Source organism: Flavobacterium davisii (assembly GCF_042182265.1).
GTDB classification, from domain to species: domain Bacteria; phylum Bacteroidota; class Bacteroidia; order Flavobacteriales; family Flavobacteriaceae; genus Flavobacterium; species Flavobacterium davisii.
The window spans coordinates 2721924-2741187 of sequence record NZ_CP097869.1; the positions used below are offsets into that span (position 1 = coordinate 2721924).

Consider the following 19264-nt stretch of genomic DNA (forward strand, 5'->3'; position numbering starts at 1 on the left):
TTTTAATTATTATTTTTATATTGTAATCAAAAAACAAATAAAAATGTCAGGAATTTTAGATTTAATCAATAACGGAGTAGGAAAACAAATTATTGAAAATATAAGTAATAAAGTAGGTACATCTGAAGGGGAAACAACAAATGTATTAAATTCTGCATTACCTCTGCTAGTCAATGCAATGCAAAATAATTTAAGTACTGAAACTGATGCTACAGGTTTATTAGGAGCATTACTAAACGACAAACAAAATAGTAATTCATTAGAGAATCCTAAAAGTTTGGTTAATGATGGAATAGAAACGCAAGATGGATCAAAAATATTAAAGCATATTTTAGGCAATAACCAATCACTTTTAGAAAAAAACATAAGTTTGTCCACGGGTATTGCAACAGACAAAATTAACTCTATTTTACAAATGGCAGCCCCTTTACTAATGTCTTTCTTAGCAGGTAAAGCAAAATCAGCCAATATACAAAATGGTACTGATTTAGTAGGTTTATTAGAAAATATATTAGGGAAAAATTCATCCATTACATCTATGTTAGACCAAGATGGTGACGGTAAATTAAGTATTAACGATGCTATGGCTGTGGCTAATAAAAAAGGAGGTATAAGTGGATTATTAGGAAAGCTTTTTGGTAAATAATAATTATGTTATTTAAATCCTGATTACGCGTTAGAGATTTAAAAAAACACATTTTATTAATTATCAAAACCATACAAAATTAAGAATTAAAATCACCAGACACCTAAACCATTTTATTTCAATAAGTTATAAAATTTATTTTTCTAATGCGTAATTCTATCTAACGTATCTAAAATTATTCTATATGAGACAACATGGTGTTTGATCATTGATTTGTATCAAAGGGCTTCCAAATGGAAGCCTTTTTACATTTCAGCCAAAATTTAGGAGGGGATAAATTCACCATTTTATACATAGGCTTCGCTCACAAATGCAAGTTAGCCCTCATCTGTCAAAGAACAATACTTTCTTGAAATCTGGGTAAAATCAATTAGAATTTTATACTCATTTGATAACTAATCATTATATCTTAATAATAAATGGTCTTAAATTATACTTGAAAATATTTTTATCAATAAACTTAAAATCATTATTACACATCTATATTTTACAACCCTTTTAAAAAATTAAACACTCCTATTAACATCAGACTATAATTGATTTTAAAAAAAAATATTTTCCAATAAAACTAATATAAAATCCATCAAAAAGTTATCTATTTAATTTTTAGTTATAAATATTGCTATTTTTTATATTTTTTAAAAAAATAAATAACATTTTTTCTCATATAATTGTTTTTTTTATTAAATTTAGGCAACATATATACCCCAAAAGTAATGGTTGAAATTGACATCGAAAAAGAAAATAAAGCAATCGCACAAGAGTATAAAGAACTACTTCGTATAAGCTATCAAACGTTAAGTGATGAAGACAAAAAAATGATCCGAAAAGCATTTGATTTTGCGGTTGATGCTCACCAAGATCAAAGGAGAAAATCAGGTGAAGCTTATATTTTCCATCCCATAGCAGTTGCCAAAATTGTGGCTGGAGAAATTGGATTGGGAGCTACAAGTATAGCTGCTGCATTATTGCATGATGTGGTAGAAGATACAGATATAACCGTAGAAGAAATAGAAAACGCATTCAATCCTAAAGTAGCCCAATTAGTAGCTGGCTTAACTAAAATTTCACAAGTTAAAAAGGATATGAACATATCAATGCAAGCTGAAAATTTCAGGAAAATGCTTTTAACACTCAATGATGACGTAAGAGTTATTATCATTAAACTAGCCGACCGTTTACATAATATGCAAACAATGGAATCAATGGCAGAACACAAACAGTTAAAAATTGCTTCCGAAACACTTTACATATATGCCCCCCTAGCCCATCGCCTTGGACTTTATAATATAAAAACTAAACTAGAAGATTTAGGATTAAAATATACTGAACCCATTGTATATAGCGATATTGTTAGTAAAATAAAAGAATCAAAAGAAGAGCAAGATGCTTATATAAAAAGCATATCTGATGTTTTACAAAAATCATTAGATCAAGAAGGAATAGATTACATAATAAAAGGAAGGCCTAAATCAATCTACTCCATTCGAAGAAAAATGGCAGTACAAAAAGTAAGTTTTGATGAAGTATACGACAAATTCGCCTTACGAATCGTATACAAATCCAATTCACACGATGAAAAATTCCTAGCTTGGAAAATTTATTCAATTGTTACAGATCATTACCGCCCTTCACCTAGCCGTTTAAGAGATTGGATTTCTTCTCCCAAATCTACTGGATACGAAGCACTACACATAACCGTAATGGGACCTTTAGGACGTTGGGTAGAAATACAGGTCAGAAGTGAAAGAATGGATGAAATTGCTGAAAAAGGCTATGCTGCACATTACAAATACAAACAAGGAGCAACAGAAGAAACGAGTCTTGACACTTGGTTAAACCTCTTAAGAGAAGCTTTAGAAAATGCAGATAGTAATGCCGTTGACTTTGTTGAAGATTTTAAAATGAATCTTTACGCAAAAGAAATATATGTTTTTACCCCTAAAGGAGAAATCAAATCATTACCAAAAGGAGCTACTGCTCTAGATTTTGCTTTTTCAGTCCATTCTGAAATAGGTATCAAAACACGAGGTACAAGAGTTAACGGTAAATTAGTACCATTAAATCATGAACTTAAAAGTGGTGATCAAGTAGAGATTATCACTTCTCAACATCAAAAACCAACCGTTACATGGCTAGATTATGTTACTACCTCAAGAGCTAAAAATAAAATTAGAAATGTTTTAAATGAAAACACTAAAAAAATTGCAGAAGACGGCAAAGAAATACTAGAAAGAAAACTTCGCCACTTAAAAATAAATTTTAATGAAAATACAATCAATGAACTGGTAGCTTTCCTAAGATTAAAAACGAGTTTAGACTTGTTTTATCGAGTAGGTATTGGTTCTATAGACAATCAACAACTAAAAGATTACGCTGCTCAAAAAAACAATACTTTCATTAACTTCTTTAGAGGAAAAATAAAAAAAGGACAAACATTTAATCCAGAAAGCATTCAAAAAGAAGAAATAACTCAAAAATATGATTTACTTGTATTTGGAACAGAACAAGATCGCCTAGATTATAAACTTTCTAGTTGTTGCAACCCTATATCTGGCGATCCCGTTTTTGGTTTTATAACTATAAATGAAGGTATTAAAGTACACAAAAGAGATTGTCCTAATGCTATCAGCTTACAATCTCATTATGCTTATCGTATCATCTCTGCAAAATGGATTGATTCTACTCAACAAGATTTTAAGGCTACATTAAAAATTACAGGAATGGACACCCTTGGACTTACTAACGAATTAACGAGAGTTATTTCTAATAACTTAAATGTAAACATCCAAAGTATCTCTTTAAGTGGAGAAGCAGGACTCTTCACAGGACATATAACGGTAATAGTTCCTAATATTTCCATACTAAAAAAAATGATTGAAGGAATTAAAAGAATTGACGGAGTCGAAAAAGTAACACGAGAATACACTAATTAAAAATAAAAAACTAATAACTATTTATTACAAACCAAATGATATTCGTTATCCCCAAGTCTCATACATTTTTAAATAAAATTTAGTAAAAATATTTTTTAGATTATATAATGAATAAAGTTTTAGTAGACAGAAGATTTTTTTGAGTTTATTAATTATTATTAACCAAAAAATTAGACATTAGACTTCATTATGAAACAAAATTTTTCAATAAATTCAAGTCTTAAAAAAAAATTAAAAGAAAAAATAATGAACTATTTTAATGATTAAAATGGAATACATGTTTGAACTTGAAGAAAAATAAAGTAAAATAGATTTCTAATATTACATTTGAGATTAAATAAATTCAAAAAATGAAGAACTCCAATCTAAAACATTTGGGCTGGTTTTAAACATTATAAAACCAGCCCTTTTTTCATCTTAAGTTTACTGTTCTACTTAAGATTAAAATATCTACAGTCAAACATTTATACCTCTTTTTGGTATATTTTTTTTGTGTTTTAATAACTTAATAACGAAAAAATAACAAAAAAGTCCCCATCTTCCTTGTATATTTGTTAAAGTTTTAAAAATCCACAATAAAACAATTTAGATCTGTGCGATAAAAAAAACTAAATAATTGCGCTATAGCATAAAGAAACAAAATAAATATTAAACTTTTTAGTTGAACATATTTGAAGGTATATATAAAAACATAATTTATGACTTTACTCTTTTATTCAATATTTAAAACTAATCCAAGCATACTATTTATTATTAAAATCCTTATACTCTTTTATTTCTTCTTCTAATAATTCTATAGCTCGGTTACGTATCTTTTGTGCTGTTTCCGAATTATTGAAATATCTAAGAGCGCTATAAATTGTTTGTCTTGAAACCTCTTGAAACTCTTTCCTAAGAACTTGATGATGTTTAGTACCTAAATTAATTGACGACCCCATAAACTTGCTTTATTATATTTACATTTGTAAATGTACTCACAAAGAGCACAAGCAAATATATATACTTTTTTTCAAACAAATTATGATTTATTAACTTTTTTTCAAACACCATGTCCATCCAAGAAAGAATCCTACAATATATTAATTACAAAACAATTACACCCTATAAATTTTGCAAAGAATTAGGCTTTGCAATGGGTTACCTTGATAAAAGAGGTGCAATAAGAACAGACAATTATTTGAAAATTATAGAACATTATAAAGACCTAAACCCTGAATGGCTATTAAAAGGAGAAGGCAATATGTTAAAAGATTATAATAATAATAATAAAATTAATGAAAATGAAAAAATAAATTACAAAGAATTAGCCGAAGCCAGAGAAGAAATAATAAATTTATTAAAAGAAAAGATAAATTCACTTACAGAAGAAAATTTTATTCTAAAAGCACGTCTAACAAAACAATAAAGTATAAAAATCAAAAAAACACTAAAATTTTATCGTAATTATGTTAAAAAAATAACTTTCAAAATAAAACTTATTTTTATTTTTTGCCCTTATCATTAACCAACTTATTATGTATATTCTACATCTTATTATATTAATTTCATTACCTATCTCCCATTTTATTCAAATTAATTTAAGATGTTTTTTTATTAATCTACTCATATTAAGATAGATAAAAAATATTTTATTAAAATAATCATGAACTAACACTGAAACGATAATTAATATTTTTTTATTCTTCTTTTATAATATTTAGCATTATTTTTTAAATTCTAAATTCAAATAAATAGTTTTTTGTTAGATTTGTCCAAAGAGACAAACATACATAATAGTTATGTAAATACAAAGCTAAATATATGTTTTTAACATAACTATTATGCTTTTAAAAGCTAAAATAAGTAAAAATGGATGCTAATACTATAATTTTAGAAATTAAAAAAAGGGGGTTAACAGGTTATAAAATAGCTGAAGAAACAAAACTTACAGAAGTAGGTATTAACAAAATATTGAATGGTACTTCAAAAAAACCAAGAAAATCTACTCTACAAATATTACATAACTATTTGATTAATGAAAATAAATTAGATCAAAATTATAATTACAATGAACCTGAACTAAACTCTTTAAAAATAGAATTAAAAAAGGCTTATGATAAAATTTCTTTTCTTAAAGAACAAAATGATTTCTTAAAGGAGCAAATTTCTTTTTATAAAGAAAAGTCATATCATACTGATTTAGTACATACAATAGATGACAAAATTGATTATTTATATGAAACTTTTAAGGAAAAAGAATTAATAAATCAATTAAACAAAATGATAAAAAAAACGAAAAAGCCTCAATTATAGAGGCTTTTTAAAAAACATATTAACACAATCTCTTTTTATTTTTGAATTTTCTTCAGCTTGTATTCTCCTGTATTCTTTTAAACATTGAGAAAATATTTTCCTAACAGTATCTTCATCTATTTCATCATTATCATACGACTCATTGGCTAATTTTGAAAGACGTATTAATTCATCATATTTACTCATAAGCTAATACTTATTTATTACTATACATGATAAATCCAACATTTTTTCAAGAAACATAATTTTCTTTTTCGTTTCTTCCTTTTCAATTTTTTCTTTCTTTTTTATTTTACACATTACTATTATAAAAAAAATGAATAAGAGTACTAAAAAAATTGTGTGAATTTTTGAACATCCATAATCTGTTTTATCTTCTCTTAAAACCCATAATAAATAATGCGTATAGGTATAAAAAGGAAATATATAACTAATTCTATAAGGTCTCAAATTGGCACCTATAACTATCAAAATAGGAGCTACAATGATAGATGTTGCACAAACTAAATCAACTGAATTATTATAACCATAATTATTACTAAGGTTAACATTATAAAACATTACATATTTATCTAAATAAGATATTAACGCAGATGCTATAATAAATATTGAGCCTAAAGTTCTATACATTTTTAATCAATTCTTAAGAGGTCTTACTATACCTCTTTATCTATTTAATTTCTAAAAAAATGATTAATATAAATCACTAATCTCTTTTTGTCTGATCTTAGTTTTTATTAACTATGAAATCAAATCGTTGAATCCCTAGATCACTTACATTATTAAAGAGCTAAAAATTAAAAGTTTATATATTTTTTATACTAAAAAAAGAATTTTACTTAAAGAAGTCCATTCTTAAATTTTTAAAAACTCTAAAAGATATAAAGTTAAAACAAACCATATTTTTTAATCACTTTTAAACACCTAAGGCGTTAACAGCCTTTTTAACCCGATATTCTTTTTAGAGTTTCCATTTAGGGGGTCCAATCCCTTTTCTATTTTAACTGTAACTATGCTATTTCTATCTTTAAAAGATAGACAATGCAACTATTAATCAATAATACTTTAATTATTAATTAAGAAGTCTTACAGGGCGCAATTTACTTGCTTTAATTTTAATAAAACTGAGGTTTTCCCGTATATTTTGTTAAAATTCAAAAGGCTTATTGAAGTTATAAAAAGATCTTTTTATATAAAATTCAAAAAAAGAGATCTCCAAAAATTAAAATCAAATTATCTCTTTTTTTAAGATAGGTGAATTATTATTAAAAAACTTTGTCATATAGTAGTTATCCGTTTCCTAATTCTAATTGATTTTTTACTAGGTTAAAATAATCTCCTTTTTTATCAACCAGTTCTTGGTGATTTCCTTTTTCTACTAACTGCCCTTGTTTTAAAACGATAATTTGATCTGCTTTTTTTACAGTCGATAAACGATGTGCTATAATAACAACTGTTTTACCTTTAAAAAACATCTGAAGATTATCATGAATTATTTTTTCATTTTCTGCATCTAATGCTGAAGTAGCCTCGTCAAAAAAGATAAATTCTGGATTTTTATAAACAGCGCGAGCAATTAAGATACGTTGTTTTTGTCCTCCACTTAATTCTATACCTGAGTTCCCTACTTTAGTATTAAATCCCATAGGTAATATTTTTATTAATTCTAAAATATTTGCCATTTTGGCAGCGTTAATTAATTTAGTTTCATCTATTATTTCATCCGATATTGCAATATTTTCTGCAATTGTTCCACTAAATATTTTACCATCTTGTAAAACAATACCGCATTTTTTTCTCCAATCATTAGCCGAAATTTTTTCTAAATCTAATTCGTCTAATTGAATGTTTCCCTTTGTTGAAGGATAATAAGAAAGTAATAATTTTAAAAGAGATGTTTTTCCACTTCCACTTGCTCCTACAATTGCAGTAATACTATTTTGCGGAATTGAGAAAGATATATTTTCTAAAACAAATGGATTAAAATTCCCAGGATATTTAAAAGAAACTTCTTTTATTTTGATAGTTTTAAAAATATTATCTGCTACATTTATTTTAGTTTTATGATCTTCTTCTTCATTATCGTAAATCGTACTTATACGCTTGTTAGCAATTGAAGTATCTTGTGTATCTCTAACAAATGTAACTAGGTTTTGAATAGGAGTCGTTAACTGACCTATTATGTATGAAATACTTAATAATGTACCTAATGTCATTTCTCCTTTTATAATAAAATAAGCACAAATGGCAATAGCTATGATTTCTTTAAATTTACTTAAAAATTCAACTCCTATATTTTGATACATATTTAGAAATAAATTGCGAAGTTCTAGTTTATTTATTTTTTTCTGAATATCTAATATCTTATTTACTGTTTTATATTGAGCGTGATTTATTTTTATTTCAGGCATATTCATTACAAATTCATAAATGCCATTACTATTTTCAGACTGCCCTAAAAACATAGCGTATTCTAACATGGCCCTTTTACGTAAAAAAAAGACAACCCAAATTATTGAAAATACCGATAAAGTCGTATATATACTAAATATAATAGGATTAAAATAACAAAGTAAACTACTAAATATTAGTATATTAAAAATACTCAAACTAAAATCAATTCCTTTCCAAGTGATAAAATTTTGTATTTTATTTTGATCTTGAATTCGTTGTAAGGTTTCTGTATTAAGTCTGGTATCAAAAAATCGAATAGGAAGGCGCATTAATTTTAGTAGTAAATTTTCTTTTAATAAAATGCTTAATTGATAATTGATTTTTGTTAAAAATAAGGTACTTAAAAAATCAGAAATAAAACTAGATATGAAAAGTACCATTTGTGCAACTAAAAAATAATAAACTATATGAATTTCTTTTAAGTTAATACCTGAGTCAATAATTTTCTGAAAGGTAAATGGAATAAAAAAAGAAGTAATTAAACTTATAATCAATAGTATAATTGAGCTTAAATACTTCCACTTATTTATTTTTAGAAAAGTAAAAGCGATTCTAAATAGAGGTGATTTTGATATTGATTTTTTTACTTCTTGTTGCCATTTAAATTTTTTAAAATTTTCTGTTTCTTGAAATACAATACCTACTCCTTTTTCATTATTTCCTTGCCATTCTTTTACAAATATTTTACTTTCTAAAATTATTTTCCCGTAACCAGGATCTAATATATGATATAAAATTTGTCCTTTTTTGTAGGTTATTTTTTCAAGTACTACAAAATGATCTTGTTTCCAAAATAAAATTGAAGGTAAAGGGATTTCTTCAAGTTCTTGTTGTGTTAATTTTAAAGGGGTTGTTTGAAATCCTATATTTGATGCTACTTCTACTATATCTTGAATAGAAACCCCGATTCTAGTAAATTCAAATTGTTCTTTTACTTGGGATAGTGTAACTTTTTTTCCATGATAACTAATGATCATAGCTAAGCATGCAGCACCACAATCAGTACTTTCAAGTTGATTAAAAAAAGTTATTTTAGGCTTCTTGTAATATCGCATTTTCTTTTAGTATTTCCTCTATCTTTGTTAAAACAACCTTATTTTTTTCAGATTCATCACCATGAAAAACACAATATTCTTTTCCTTCATTTTCCATAGCATGTTGAGTACATCCTCCATTACACAATGGCATAATTTTACAAGTAAGGCAGGGTTTGTTTTTAAATTTAGAATCCATTCTTTTATCTAAATAATCATTTTCCCAAATTAAATCTCCTTCTTTCGAAATATATCCTGCTCTATTTTCAGAAAGAAAATCTCTTGCAGTGCATTTAAATAAATCTCCATTATAATTAATTGTTGCACTATTTCTTTTATCTGCGTAACAAGATGCTTTTACATTATTTGGAGAATAAATAACATTGGTTTTAAATCCTCTGGATTGCATAATAGCAACATTTTCCATTAAAATCTTATTACTATTATCCAACTGATCATTTTGCCATACGCGATGAAAATCTATCAGTAATTTGTCTTTTCTAATTTCCATCGGGATGTCTTCAAAATCATCAATGATTTTAAAACATTTATGAATATTTTTATCGGTATAATTTATACGGAGTGTAATATTAAAACGTTCATTTAAAAGTAATTTTTTAATATTTGCTATAATTTCATTATAGCTTCCTTTTTTTTTATTTACAAACCGAACTTGATCATGTTCTTCTTTATAACCATCTAAAGTGATTTGTAAACTAGCATACATATCCTTTTTTTGAAAATATTCTATAAAATAATCATTAACTAAGTATCCGTTTGTAGTAAAACTTATGGCGTATTTTTTATTATGATAAATACTTTTTTCTCTTACATGATCAATCAATGGGACAACGTTCATTTTAAAGTATAACAGGGGTTCTCCTCCAAAAAATGATAAGGAAAAATATTCTATCTCTGGTTTTGAAATGGTTTTTGTAACCATTTTTTTTACTGAGTCTAGAACGGAATATTCTAATTTAGAATCTTTAATATGAGTTTCATAGCAGTACCAACATTTAAAATTACAATTCATTGTAGGATTTACTGTTAGTAAAAAGGTTGTGTGATTTTCATCTGTTTTTTTACTTATTTCTCTCAATTTTTCTGTTTCATCTATATCGTTATCAATAATGAAATTATTTTCGGATAAATAGTTAAAAAAAGTAGGATGTATTTCTTTTAAACCATTAATTCCTTCTATAATAGAAGCATTTAATATTTCTTTTAATTCCCCTTCTATGAAAAGAAATTTTTGTTCTAATGAATTATACAACGCATATTTCCCTTCATAAGGCAATATCGTATTAAAGCGGCTATATTTTTTCATAATTTTATTTTTTTAGATTATTTATTTTTAAAATTAAAATAATACACACTTTGCCTTTTGATAAAGGATATAAAAAGATTTTTTATTTGTTTTTTTATCTACTTTTTTGTACCACAACCTGGCACACAGTTCCCTATACAGTTACTGTTTATACCTTTTTCTTTTGTTACTTTTTGCTTTTTACAAGTAGCTGCTGCACAATTTCCTCCATGACAATTATTGGCTAAATTAGATTCTTGATAATCAATAGCGTTTATAGTAAAAACGTTAGAAAATCCTCCTATAAGTTTTTGATTATCAATTTGATCTATTTTTTCAAAATTAATATTTTTCATAAATTGAATGGATTTATAATTAGAAGTTGTCCGAAAAGTATATATTAATATTTATTTTTTCTCTAGATGATTAGAAACCTAAAAATTTATATTATATAATGTTCTTCCTAGCATAAAATATTTTTGCCTTTTGGAGATAATAGGCTTTCCGGACATCTTCTTTTATTCATTAAATTTAATTATTAAACTTCTAATGCACTGGTATCAGCTCCACAGCCTGCAACGCAGTTTCCGCTTTGACAATTATTAGTTTGTCCACATTTATAATAATTGTCTCCTTCTTTTAACATACCTCCTACCCCATTTATTGTCAAAGCGGTAGAGAAACCTCCTTTTAATATATCACCATTAATTTCAAGAGTTTCAAATTTTGATAGATCAAATTTTTCTGTTTTGTTTGTTTTCATTTTTACTAGAATAAATGTTATTGTGTTATTTCTGCTTATTATTTCGCCGAGCAGTCGGTTAATTTGCGCAAATAGATATCTAAAATTCTTGTTTTTTGTATTGTACACTACAAAGACAAGAGTTTAAATATTTTTAGTTGGTTCTATTTTTTTCCTCTTCGTTACTTCCTTTTCTATTTTTGTTGTTTACTTTACTATTTCCCCATTTGTATATCAACTGTATGTTAATATATCGAGAGTCATAGTATCCTTTATATTGAGATTCAATAGAATTTCGAGTACTTAATGTCTTAAAATCGTTTGTTTTTAAAAGATTTTCGACTGTAAGAATAGCTTGTAGTTTTTTTTCTAAAAAAAGTCCTCTTCCATAGAGACTGATGAGTGTTCTTTGATAATTATAAACCAAATCGCTCGATTTATTCGGAAAAATATAACTGATATCAAAGCCTGCTGATATAGTTTTGTCTTTTTTTAAAATAAAATTATTACTTGTGTTTATTTGTACTCCTAAACCTTCATTACTCTTGGGAGTTAAAGGATAAATTTTAGAATCGGAATGTTGAAAATAGACATATAAGTTGTTTTGATTTTCCCACCATTTTTTTTTGTCATAATTCAGCATTTGATTAAATCCAATACTATAGTTATCATAATAATTTAATTGTATTATTTTTTGTGAGTATTCATCAGAACTAAGTATAACTACTTGTCCAAAATTGTTGGTTTCTTTAGAAAAAAATAAACTTGAACTGGTATTATCTTTGTAATTAAAATTTAATTCTAAATTATTTGATAAACAAGGTTTTAAATTTGGGTTTCCTTCTGAATAAGAAAATTTTGAGGTATACCATCTGAATGGATTTAGGTTAGAAAAACTAGGTCGATAGATTCTTCTTGAGTAACTAAGTGAAATTGTTTTTCTATCATTTATCTTATACATACAATAAGCTGTTGGGAAAAACTGTATATAATTTATAGTTGTAATTTTATTTAAAGTAACAGCGTTTCCCTCAGTTTGTGTATTTTCAATACGTAAACCGAATTGTGTTTGCCATTTTTCTTTTGCAAAGGTTTTATTTCCGTTTATATAAATGGCTTGTGTGTTTTCTTTAAATTTAAACTTATTACTTTGGTTATTATCCCATATTGGTTGCCCTGTTGTTATATCAAATAAATTTACATCATTATCGGTTTTCGAAAATGATAATCGCATACCATAATTTAGATTAAGCCATTTTAATGGATGTTGCATATCAAATTGTGTTGCAATATTATAGATGTTTTGATTGGTTTGATTCAGTGTATTTTGAACTCCTGTTAATACCCCTGATTGAGGTAGAGCCAAGGTATTGGTATTAAAATTACGATTAACGCTGGATTGGTATCGCAAATAATCTATGTCTATGCTTAATTTTTTACCTATTGTATCTAAATCTATATTTGAATGGAAGTTAAGGGTATTTAATTCTTTTTTTCGTTTACTTTCTCCTTTTGAATTAATGTTAGCTGTTTGCAGTTGGGTTATATTATCTAGAAGAATTACCGTGTTTGAATCATCAATATTGGGTTTATTTGTATTGTTTATATATTGTACTCCTAAGCTCCATTTTTTGTTTATTTGATAATCATATCCTAATCTATTACTCCAAATATTAGAGTAATATTTTCCTGTACCGTTATTCTGCCATTGTTGGTTAGGATAGTGAATTGTCGAACTTTCAATACCTTGGTTACTACCATTTGTATAAAGTGTGCTTACCACACAGCTATTTTTGTCTTTTTTATAAGTAAATGTTCCTCCTAATCCACTTGTAAAATAAGTATTTTGTTTTAGATTCGCTCTTACGCTTGCATTCCAACTATCATTTTTTACTTTCTTCAGGACAATATTAACTAAGCCACTATTTCCTTCCGCACTATATTTTGCTGGTGGTGTTGTAATAACTTCTATTAATTTTATGTTCTCTGCAGCTATTGTTTTTAGATAATTTATTAAATCATCACCCAATAATGGTAGTAATCTACCATCTACCATTAATCCTATTCCACTTTTTCCTATCATTGTGATTGCTTCATTTTGAATCCTTATTCCTGGGGTTACTTTTAAGGCTTCTAAGGCATCTCCGCTTGAGGCCCTAGTAGAATTTTGTACATTAAAAATTACTTTATCTACTTTACGTTCTATTATTTTTTTTGAGGATATTATAGCGATTTCTTCTAATTTTTTTGTTTCGTCAGCATATAAAATTCCTAGGTTTATGTTTTCATCTACTTGAATATTTTTTTCTGCAATGGTTATTCCTAACTGCTTGATTTGTATATTATAATTTCCTTGTGCAATAGTTATTTTAAACTCTCCTTGCTCATTTGTTAATTGACTGGCTATTGCTTTATTTTCATTAGTTAATACAATTATCTCTGCCATTTTTATTGGTGTGTTAGTCTTTTTCATTAGTTTACCTGTAATGGTAAATTGTGCATTAATAATTATTGGATTTCCTAAAAAAAACATCCAAAAAATAATTTGTTTTAGTTGTTGCATTCTTTATAATAAAATGTATTTTTTTAAATAATGGGGCTAATATTAATATTTCTTATTTTTTTTAAAATTTTAATCTAAACCTTTTCTTCTTAAAACTTTTATATCGAAGTCCTATTTCCTTAAATTTTAAAAACTAATATTTATTCAAGTGTTTATTCTTTATCTTTTGTTAAAGATATTCTGTTTCATTTCCTTTTCAATTCTACTTTATGATTTCAAATTTCAAGAGTATTCTCAACACATAAGCAACTGTTAATCAGTATATTTAAATTGAATAACGAAATTTAATTAGTTTTAAATTAACCTTATTATGGTTTTTCCGTATATTTTGTTAATTTTTTAAAACAACAACTTATTTTAAAACAAAAAAAAGAGAAGGTTATACAAAACCCTCTCTTTTTAGTAATTTAGATTAAAAACAATCTGTTTATCTTGTAAATAATAATTCTCTATATTTAGTTAATGTCCACAATTCGTCGTCAACTAATAATTCTAATTTATCACAATGTTCACGGATTACATCGAAATAAGGTTTTACCTTGTCACAATATGCGTGTGCCATAGCTTCAGAAGAATCTAAATTATTAGCTTTCTTACGCTCTTCGATCATTTGATCTACATTTTTATTGATTCCTTCAATGTGTGCTGAAATTTCTTTAATTAAACCTATTTGTTCTTTAGCTACATTTTCAAAATCAGAACCAAAAATTTCTTTTAATCCTTTTACATTTTCGATTAGAATATTTTGATAACGAATAGCAGTAGGAATAACATGGTTACGAGCAATATCTCCTAAAACTCTTCCTTCAATTTGAATTTTTTTAGTATATTCTTCTAATTCAATTTCATAACGAGCCTCTACTTCTACATGATTCATTACTCCCATTTCTTCAAATAGCTTAACCGCCTTTTCTGAAACTTTGGCTTTTAAAGCTTTCGGGGTGGTTTTATGATTACTTAAACCTCTTTTTTGTGCTTCTTCTTCCCAAGCATCACTATAACCATCTCCTTCGAATAAGATATTTTTAGTTTGTTTGATATATTCCCTTAAGATATTAAAAATAGCTTCATCTTTTTTCAAACCTTTTTCTTCAATTAAGGCATCTACTTCTGCTTTAAAAATTTTTAATTGTTTTGCTACAATTGTATTTAAAGTAGCCATAGAGGTAGCACAATTAGCTGATGAACCAACTGCACGGAACTCAAACTTATTACCTGTAAAGGCAAAAGGAGACGTTCTGTTTCTATCTGTATTATCTAGAAATACATCGGGTAGTCTTCCTACTACGTTTAATTTTAGATCTGTTTTTTCTTCTGGTGATAATTTACCATTTGATACACCTTCTAATTCTTCTAATACTTTTGTTAATTGCTGACCAATAAATACAGAAATAATAGCAGGAGGAGCTTCGTTTGCACCTAATCTATGATCATTACTAGCAGAAGCAATAGAAGCTCTTAATAATTCTTCATAATCATGTACTGCTTTGATTGTATTTATAAAGAAAGTTAAGAATTGTAAATTACTCATTGGTGTTTTTCCTGGTGATAATAAATTAACTCCAGTATCAGTTGCTAAAGACCAATTATTATGTTTACCAGAACCGTTTACTCCTTTAAAAGGTTTTTCATGCATTAGCACTTTAAAATTATGACGTTCTGCTACCTTTTGCATTACATCCATTAATAAGGAGTTATGGTCTACCGCTAAATTTGTTTCTTCAAAAATCGGTGCTAATTCATATTGGTTAGGTGCTACTTCATTATGACGTGTTTTAACAGGGATACCTAATAACATACACTCATTTTCCAAATCGCGCATATAGTTTAGTACACGTGTTGGTATAGAACCAAAATAATGATCTTCTAATTGTTGGCCTTTAGCCGAAGTATGTCCTAGTAATGTTCTTCCTGTAGCTAATATATCAGGTCTAGAAGCAGCTAAAGCGGCATCAACTAAAAAATATTCTTGTTCCCAACCTAAAGTTGGTGTTACTTTTTTAACATTTTTATCAAAGTATTTAGCTACTTCTGTAGCTGCTGTATCAACAGCTTGTAAAGCACGTAATAGAGGTGTTTTATTATCTAATGCTTCACCTGTATATGAAATAAAAACGGTAGGAATACATAATGTAGTTCCAAAAATAAAAGCGGGTGATGTAGGATCCCATGCTGTATAGCCACGAGCTTCAAAAGTATTTCTTATTCCTCCATTAGGAAATGAGGAAGCATCTGGCTCTTGTTGTACTAATTGACTTCCTCCAAATTTTTCTACTGGGTCTGAGCCATCAAAAGACGTTTCAAAAAAAGCATCATGCTTTTCTGCTGTAGTACCAGTTAAAGGCTGAAACCAGTGTGTATAATGGGTTACTCCTTTTGACAAAGCCCATTCTTTCATTCCCATTGCTATATAGTCTGCAATTTTTCTATCAATTTTAATTCCATGTTGAATAGCATTCTGAACGGCTTTATAAGCTTCAGATGTCAAGAATTGACGCATTGCCTTGTCATTAAATACATTGGTTCCAAAAATGGAAGACTTTCTATCTAGTTCTTCTACTATTACAGTTGGACGACTCGTTGCTTTTTGAAGTGATTGAAAACGAAATGTTGCCATAAAAATATTATTATATAGTTTATACCTTGTTATTTTGAAACAAAAATATAAAAAATAATGCTTAAAAAACAAATACCCCTTTATTTTTTATACCTAAAACAAAAAAAAGATAGTATTTATAACAAACACCCCCCCTTATTCAACTATTCAAAACAAAACATTTTTTATATTCTTTTTTCTATTTCGTACAAGAGGTTTGTGATTTTATATCTTTTTATTTACTCTATTTAAATTTTAAAAATACTGTAAAAGTATTTAAGTAAAATGATCTTCGAGTATTGCTAATAATTAGCGAAAAAATAACTTTTGATACCTATAAAGTAGTATGTATTTAACCTAGATTACGCATTAGACTTCGTTGTGAAACAAAATTTTTCAATAAATTCAAGTGCTCACGGAAAATTTTAGAAGAAGAAATAGTGAACTATTTTGATGATTAAAATTTGAGTACGTGCTTGAATTTGAAGAAAAATAAAGTGGAATAGATTTACTTCGTCTATTCGCTACACTCGGGTCTAATGCGTAATCTGGGTTTAATTGCTAACCTTAAAATATATTCTCCTTTTTTATATTATTTATCTGAGAAATAACCATTAATAATACGCCTATTAACATTAATAAAGAAATGTATACTAAAACTTCATTTGTAAAAGGTAAATAAATAGAAAAAAAAGGTAAACATCCTTGACTAAATAAAAAAACTTCATTTAAAATTACACCTATAAAAAATATGCCTAAACCTAATACTGTAACTTTTTTAGATGGTATCATTTTTTCTATAAACATAAAAGCTAATAAGAAAAATGTAATAATACATAAAAATATTAAATGCAAATAGGCAATTATTATTGTTCTATTACTGCATACAAAATCTTTTAGTTGATCTATTAATAGGCCTATTTGCAAAATAAATTTAAAATTAATTGCGAGTAATATAACTAAAAACATTCCTTTTAGGATTAGATTATTTTTCTTATATCTTTCTTTAAATTTTACAATAAAAATAGATTGCATCCTTAGCCAAAAATAAAAGTTTAAAAATGTAAAAATAGCGGTTAATATAAATAACCATTTAGGAATTTTAACCCAAAGAATAGATAATGTATAAGTTATAATACAAGAAATAAAAAAAATATAAAAGGATTTTGTTAATTGTTTGGTAGTTTTTAAGTCTAATGGTAGTTTTTTTATAAATAATCCCATAATACTAAAGAAAAACCAACCATTATATTGAAAATGCAAATAAAAATAAATTGAAAAATAATATAGATTTTCGTTTATATTTTTTGTAGCTAACATGTAAGCTAAAAAAAAAGTCCCAAAAGAGGAAATGAAATTAAAAATGAGTCCTCCTTTAATCCACCTATTGGAGACCGTATTGTATTTATTATCTTTAAAAAAATAATATGAAAATAAATAGCTTATAATGATAGAAAAAGTTGATAGTAATATTGATATTAAACCATAACCTTGAATTATAAAAGAAAATAACATTCCATAAGAACAAAATAAATTTAAAACTAATACAATATTATACTTCTTAGAAACAAATTGTTCTTTTGATAATACTAATAAAAAAAATAATGTCTGACTAATCCAACCTGAAAAGGCAAAATGTGAATGTGAATGAAGAAGATTTTTTTGTTGAAAAAAAAGAAACTCGAATGCAATTTTATAACGCATCAAAGTTCCTAAAATTACAACTATGAATAAATTAAAAATAGAAATGAATGCCCAATTTTTACTTATTCTTTTCATTAAAAATAAATTTTATGATTAATAATATCAATAACCCCCGTTTTTTTTAATTTTGAACAGGCACGAATAACGGTTTCTACCCTAAGTCCTGTAAAATTTGCAATTTCTTGACGAGTGAAAGGAATAAAAATTTTTTCCTGTATATCTTCAGGTTTTTGAATCATTAAGAAAGAAATTATTTTCTGTTCCGTATTTTGATTAATTATATCTTTTGATGATTTGGCTTTTCCAATAATTCTTTTAGATAAAATCTTAATAAATAATGTTTGTAGTTCTGGTAAGTCTTCAAGCATTTTAAAAAACTTATTTTTAGATAGTTTTAATACAATACTATCCTTCATACAAGCTGCTGTAGTTGGATAATTTTCATCAATAAATAAAGGGGGTTCACCAAAACTTTGTCCACTCGAAAAATATCCTTGAACAAATTCTTTTCCTTCTTCATTTCTATTAAACATTCGGATAGTACCATCTACAATAAGATAAAAAAACAAAGCGGATTCTCCTTCATTAAAAATTACTTCATTTTTCTTTAGTTTTTTTTCTATTGCTCCATGTTTTATAAATTCATCATAATATTTAATCATATTCTACTTGTTAAAACTAAATTCATTTAAAATCTAAAATCACAATTGTATCCTCTTGTTTAGAAAGAAAAAAATAGATCGTCTATTTACTATAAATATTTTATGAATTTTATAAGATATAGAATATTGCAAGGATTTTTAAATTTTATCCCTCTTCCTTGTTTTTTAGATTTTAAAAAGTTGCAAAATCATACGAAATTATTTTTTTATAATCTAAGGATTATAATTGCAGGTTTCTTTAATAGTAGGAACTGAAATATTTATCTTATAATTTATCTATTACAGTAGTTACTTATAGTTAATAGGATAAAAATATCTTATTAAAAGAT

15 protein-coding genes are annotated in these 19264 nt (G+C 26.4%); 4 read left to right on the top strand and 11 right to left on the bottom strand.

Translation table 11 applies throughout. The annotated features are described in order from the left end of the window. Positions 1-43: 43 nt before the first annotated feature. Together NAB20_RS11630 and NAB20_RS11635 are read left to right on the top strand one after the other, a co-directional pair. Positions 44-646, top strand: coding sequence for a DUF937 domain-containing protein (locus NAB20_RS11630; RefSeq protein ID WP_105196907.1), 603 nt, complete (start codon positions 44-46; stop codon positions 644-646). 716 nt (positions 647-1362) lie between these two features. After that, positions 1363-3582: a bifunctional (p)ppGpp synthetase/guanosine-3',5'-bis(diphosphate) 3'-pyrophosphohydrolase gene (locus tag NAB20_RS11635; RefSeq protein ID WP_105196911.1), complete on the top strand. Its 2220-nt coding sequence runs from the start codon at positions 1363-1365 to the stop codon at positions 3580-3582. A gap of 743 nt (positions 3583-4325) precedes the next feature. On the opposite strand, the gene NAB20_RS11640 is transcribed toward NAB20_RS11635, so the two are convergent. Then, positions 4326-4520 carry a hypothetical protein gene (locus tag NAB20_RS11640; protein ID WP_014164422.1) on the bottom strand — a complete coding sequence of 65 codons (195 nt, stop codon included), beginning with the start codon at positions 4518-4520 and terminating at the stop codon, positions 4326-4328. 110 nt (positions 4521-4630) lie between these two features. Here NAB20_RS11640 and NAB20_RS11645 point away from each other — a divergent pair, with 110 nt between their 5' ends. Together NAB20_RS11645 and NAB20_RS11650 are read left to right on the top strand one after the other, a co-directional pair. Further along, positions 4631-4987 (top strand): hypothetical protein, encoded by a 357-nt coding sequence (locus NAB20_RS11645; protein WP_127823035.1) that lies wholly within the window; start codon positions 4631-4633, stop codon positions 4985-4987. A gap of 443 nt (positions 4988-5430) precedes the next feature. Then, positions 5431-5874 carry a hypothetical protein gene (locus tag NAB20_RS11650; RefSeq protein WP_105197125.1) on the top strand — a complete coding sequence of 148 codons (444 nt, stop codon included), beginning with the start codon at positions 5431-5433 and terminating at the stop codon, positions 5872-5874. On the opposite strand, the gene NAB20_RS11655 is transcribed toward NAB20_RS11650, so the two are convergent. From NAB20_RS11655 to NAB20_RS11700, 10 genes are all read right to left on the bottom strand, one after another. Further along, positions 5869-6060 carry a hypothetical protein gene (locus tag NAB20_RS11655; protein ID WP_088393049.1) on the bottom strand — a complete coding sequence of 64 codons (192 nt, stop codon included), beginning with the start codon at positions 6058-6060 and terminating at the stop codon, positions 5869-5871. The two genes, NAB20_RS11650 and NAB20_RS11655, sit on opposite strands and share 6 nt — an antisense overlap. Before the next feature lie 3 nt (positions 6061-6063). Beyond that, positions 6064-6504: a hypothetical protein gene (locus tag NAB20_RS11660; protein ID WP_088393051.1), complete on the bottom strand. Its 441-nt coding sequence runs from the start codon at positions 6502-6504 to the stop codon at positions 6064-6066. A gap of 659 nt (positions 6505-7163) precedes the next feature. After that, positions 7164-9383, bottom strand: a complete 2220-nt coding sequence (locus NAB20_RS11665; protein ID WP_375605168.1) for a peptidase domain-containing ABC transporter — start codon at positions 9381-9383, stop codon at positions 7164-7166. Continuing rightward, positions 9361-10689: a radical SAM/SPASM domain-containing protein gene (locus NAB20_RS11670; RefSeq protein ID WP_105197129.1), complete on the bottom strand. Its 1329-nt coding sequence runs from the start codon at positions 10687-10689 to the stop codon at positions 9361-9363. The genes NAB20_RS11665 and NAB20_RS11670 overlap by 23 nt, the downstream gene beginning before the upstream one ends. 98 nt (positions 10690-10787) lie before the next feature. Beyond that, positions 10788-11024 (bottom strand): hypothetical protein, encoded by a 237-nt coding sequence (locus NAB20_RS11675; RefSeq protein WP_375605169.1) that lies wholly within the window; start codon positions 11022-11024, stop codon positions 10788-10790. 182 nt (positions 11025-11206) lie between these two features. Then, on the bottom strand, positions 11207-11431 hold the full coding sequence (locus tag NAB20_RS11680) for a hypothetical protein (RefSeq protein ID WP_105197131.1): 225 nt from the start codon (positions 11429-11431) through the stop codon (positions 11207-11209). A 133-nt stretch (positions 11432-11564) separates the two neighbouring features. Further along, positions 11565-13973, bottom strand: coding sequence for a TonB-dependent receptor domain-containing protein (locus NAB20_RS11685; RefSeq protein ID WP_375605170.1), 2409 nt, complete (start codon positions 13971-13973; stop codon positions 11565-11567). Positions 13974-14400: 427 nt separating this feature from the next. Beyond that, positions 14401-16590: a glutamine synthetase III gene (locus tag NAB20_RS11690; RefSeq protein WP_105197134.1), complete on the bottom strand. Its 2190-nt coding sequence runs from the start codon at positions 16588-16590 to the stop codon at positions 14401-14403. Between the two features lie 546 nt (positions 16591-17136). Beyond that, the gene (locus NAB20_RS11695; RefSeq protein ID WP_375605171.1) at positions 17137-18348 is read right to left on the bottom strand and encodes a hypothetical protein; all 1212 of its coding nucleotides are present in this window, start codon (positions 18346-18348) and stop codon (positions 17137-17139) included. Continuing rightward, positions 18348-18935 (bottom strand): Crp/Fnr family transcriptional regulator, encoded by a 588-nt coding sequence (locus tag NAB20_RS11700; RefSeq protein ID WP_127823029.1) that lies wholly within the window; start codon positions 18933-18935, stop codon positions 18348-18350. Before NAB20_RS11700 ends, NAB20_RS11695 begins: the two co-directional genes overlap by 1 nt. Positions 18936-19264: the final 329 nt, after the last annotated feature.

Coding starts and splice junctions, on each gene's coding strand:
- NAB20_RS11630 (WP_105196907.1), top strand. CDS start 44: ATGTCAGGAATTTTAGATTTAATCAATAACGGAGTAGGAAAACAAATT.
- NAB20_RS11635 (WP_105196911.1), top strand. CDS start 1,363: ATGGTTGAAATTGACATCGAAAAAGAAAATAAAGCAATCGCACAAGAG.
- NAB20_RS11640 (WP_014164422.1), bottom strand. CDS start 4,520: ATGGGGTCGTCAATTAATTTAGGTACTAAACATCATCAAGTTCTTAGG.
- NAB20_RS11645 (WP_127823035.1), top strand. CDS start 4,631: ATGTCCATCCAAGAAAGAATCCTACAATATATTAATTACAAAACAATT.
- NAB20_RS11650 (WP_105197125.1), top strand. CDS start 5,431: ATGGATGCTAATACTATAATTTTAGAAATTAAAAAAAGGGGGTTAACA.
- NAB20_RS11655 (WP_088393049.1), bottom strand. CDS start 6,060: ATGAGTAAATATGATGAATTAATACGTCTTTCAAAATTAGCCAATGAG.
- NAB20_RS11660 (WP_088393051.1), bottom strand. CDS start 6,504: ATGTATAGAACTTTAGGCTCAATATTTATTATAGCATCTGCGTTAATA.
- NAB20_RS11665 (WP_375605168.1), bottom strand. CDS start 9,383: ATGCGATATTACAAGAAGCCTAAAATAACTTTTTTTAATCAACTTGAA.
- NAB20_RS11670 (WP_105197129.1), bottom strand. CDS start 10,689: ATGAAAAAATATAGCCGCTTTAATACGATATTGCCTTATGAAGGGAAA.
- NAB20_RS11675 (WP_375605169.1), bottom strand. CDS start 11,024: ATGAAAAATATTAATTTTGAAAAAATAGATCAAATTGATAATCAAAAA.
- NAB20_RS11680 (WP_105197131.1), bottom strand. CDS start 11,431: ATGAAAACAAACAAAACAGAAAAATTTGATCTATCAAAATTTGAAACT.
- NAB20_RS11685 (WP_375605170.1), bottom strand. CDS start 13,973: ATGCAACAACTAAAACAAATTATTTTTTGGATGTTTTTTTTAGGAAAT.
- NAB20_RS11690 (WP_105197134.1), bottom strand. CDS start 16,590: ATGGCAACATTTCGTTTTCAATCACTTCAAAAAGCAACGAGTCGTCCA.
- NAB20_RS11695 (WP_375605171.1), bottom strand. CDS start 18,348: ATGAAAAGAATAAGTAAAAATTGGGCATTCATTTCTATTTTTAATTTA.
- NAB20_RS11700 (WP_127823029.1), bottom strand. CDS start 18,935: ATGATTAAATATTATGATGAATTTATAAAACATGGAGCAATAGAAAAA.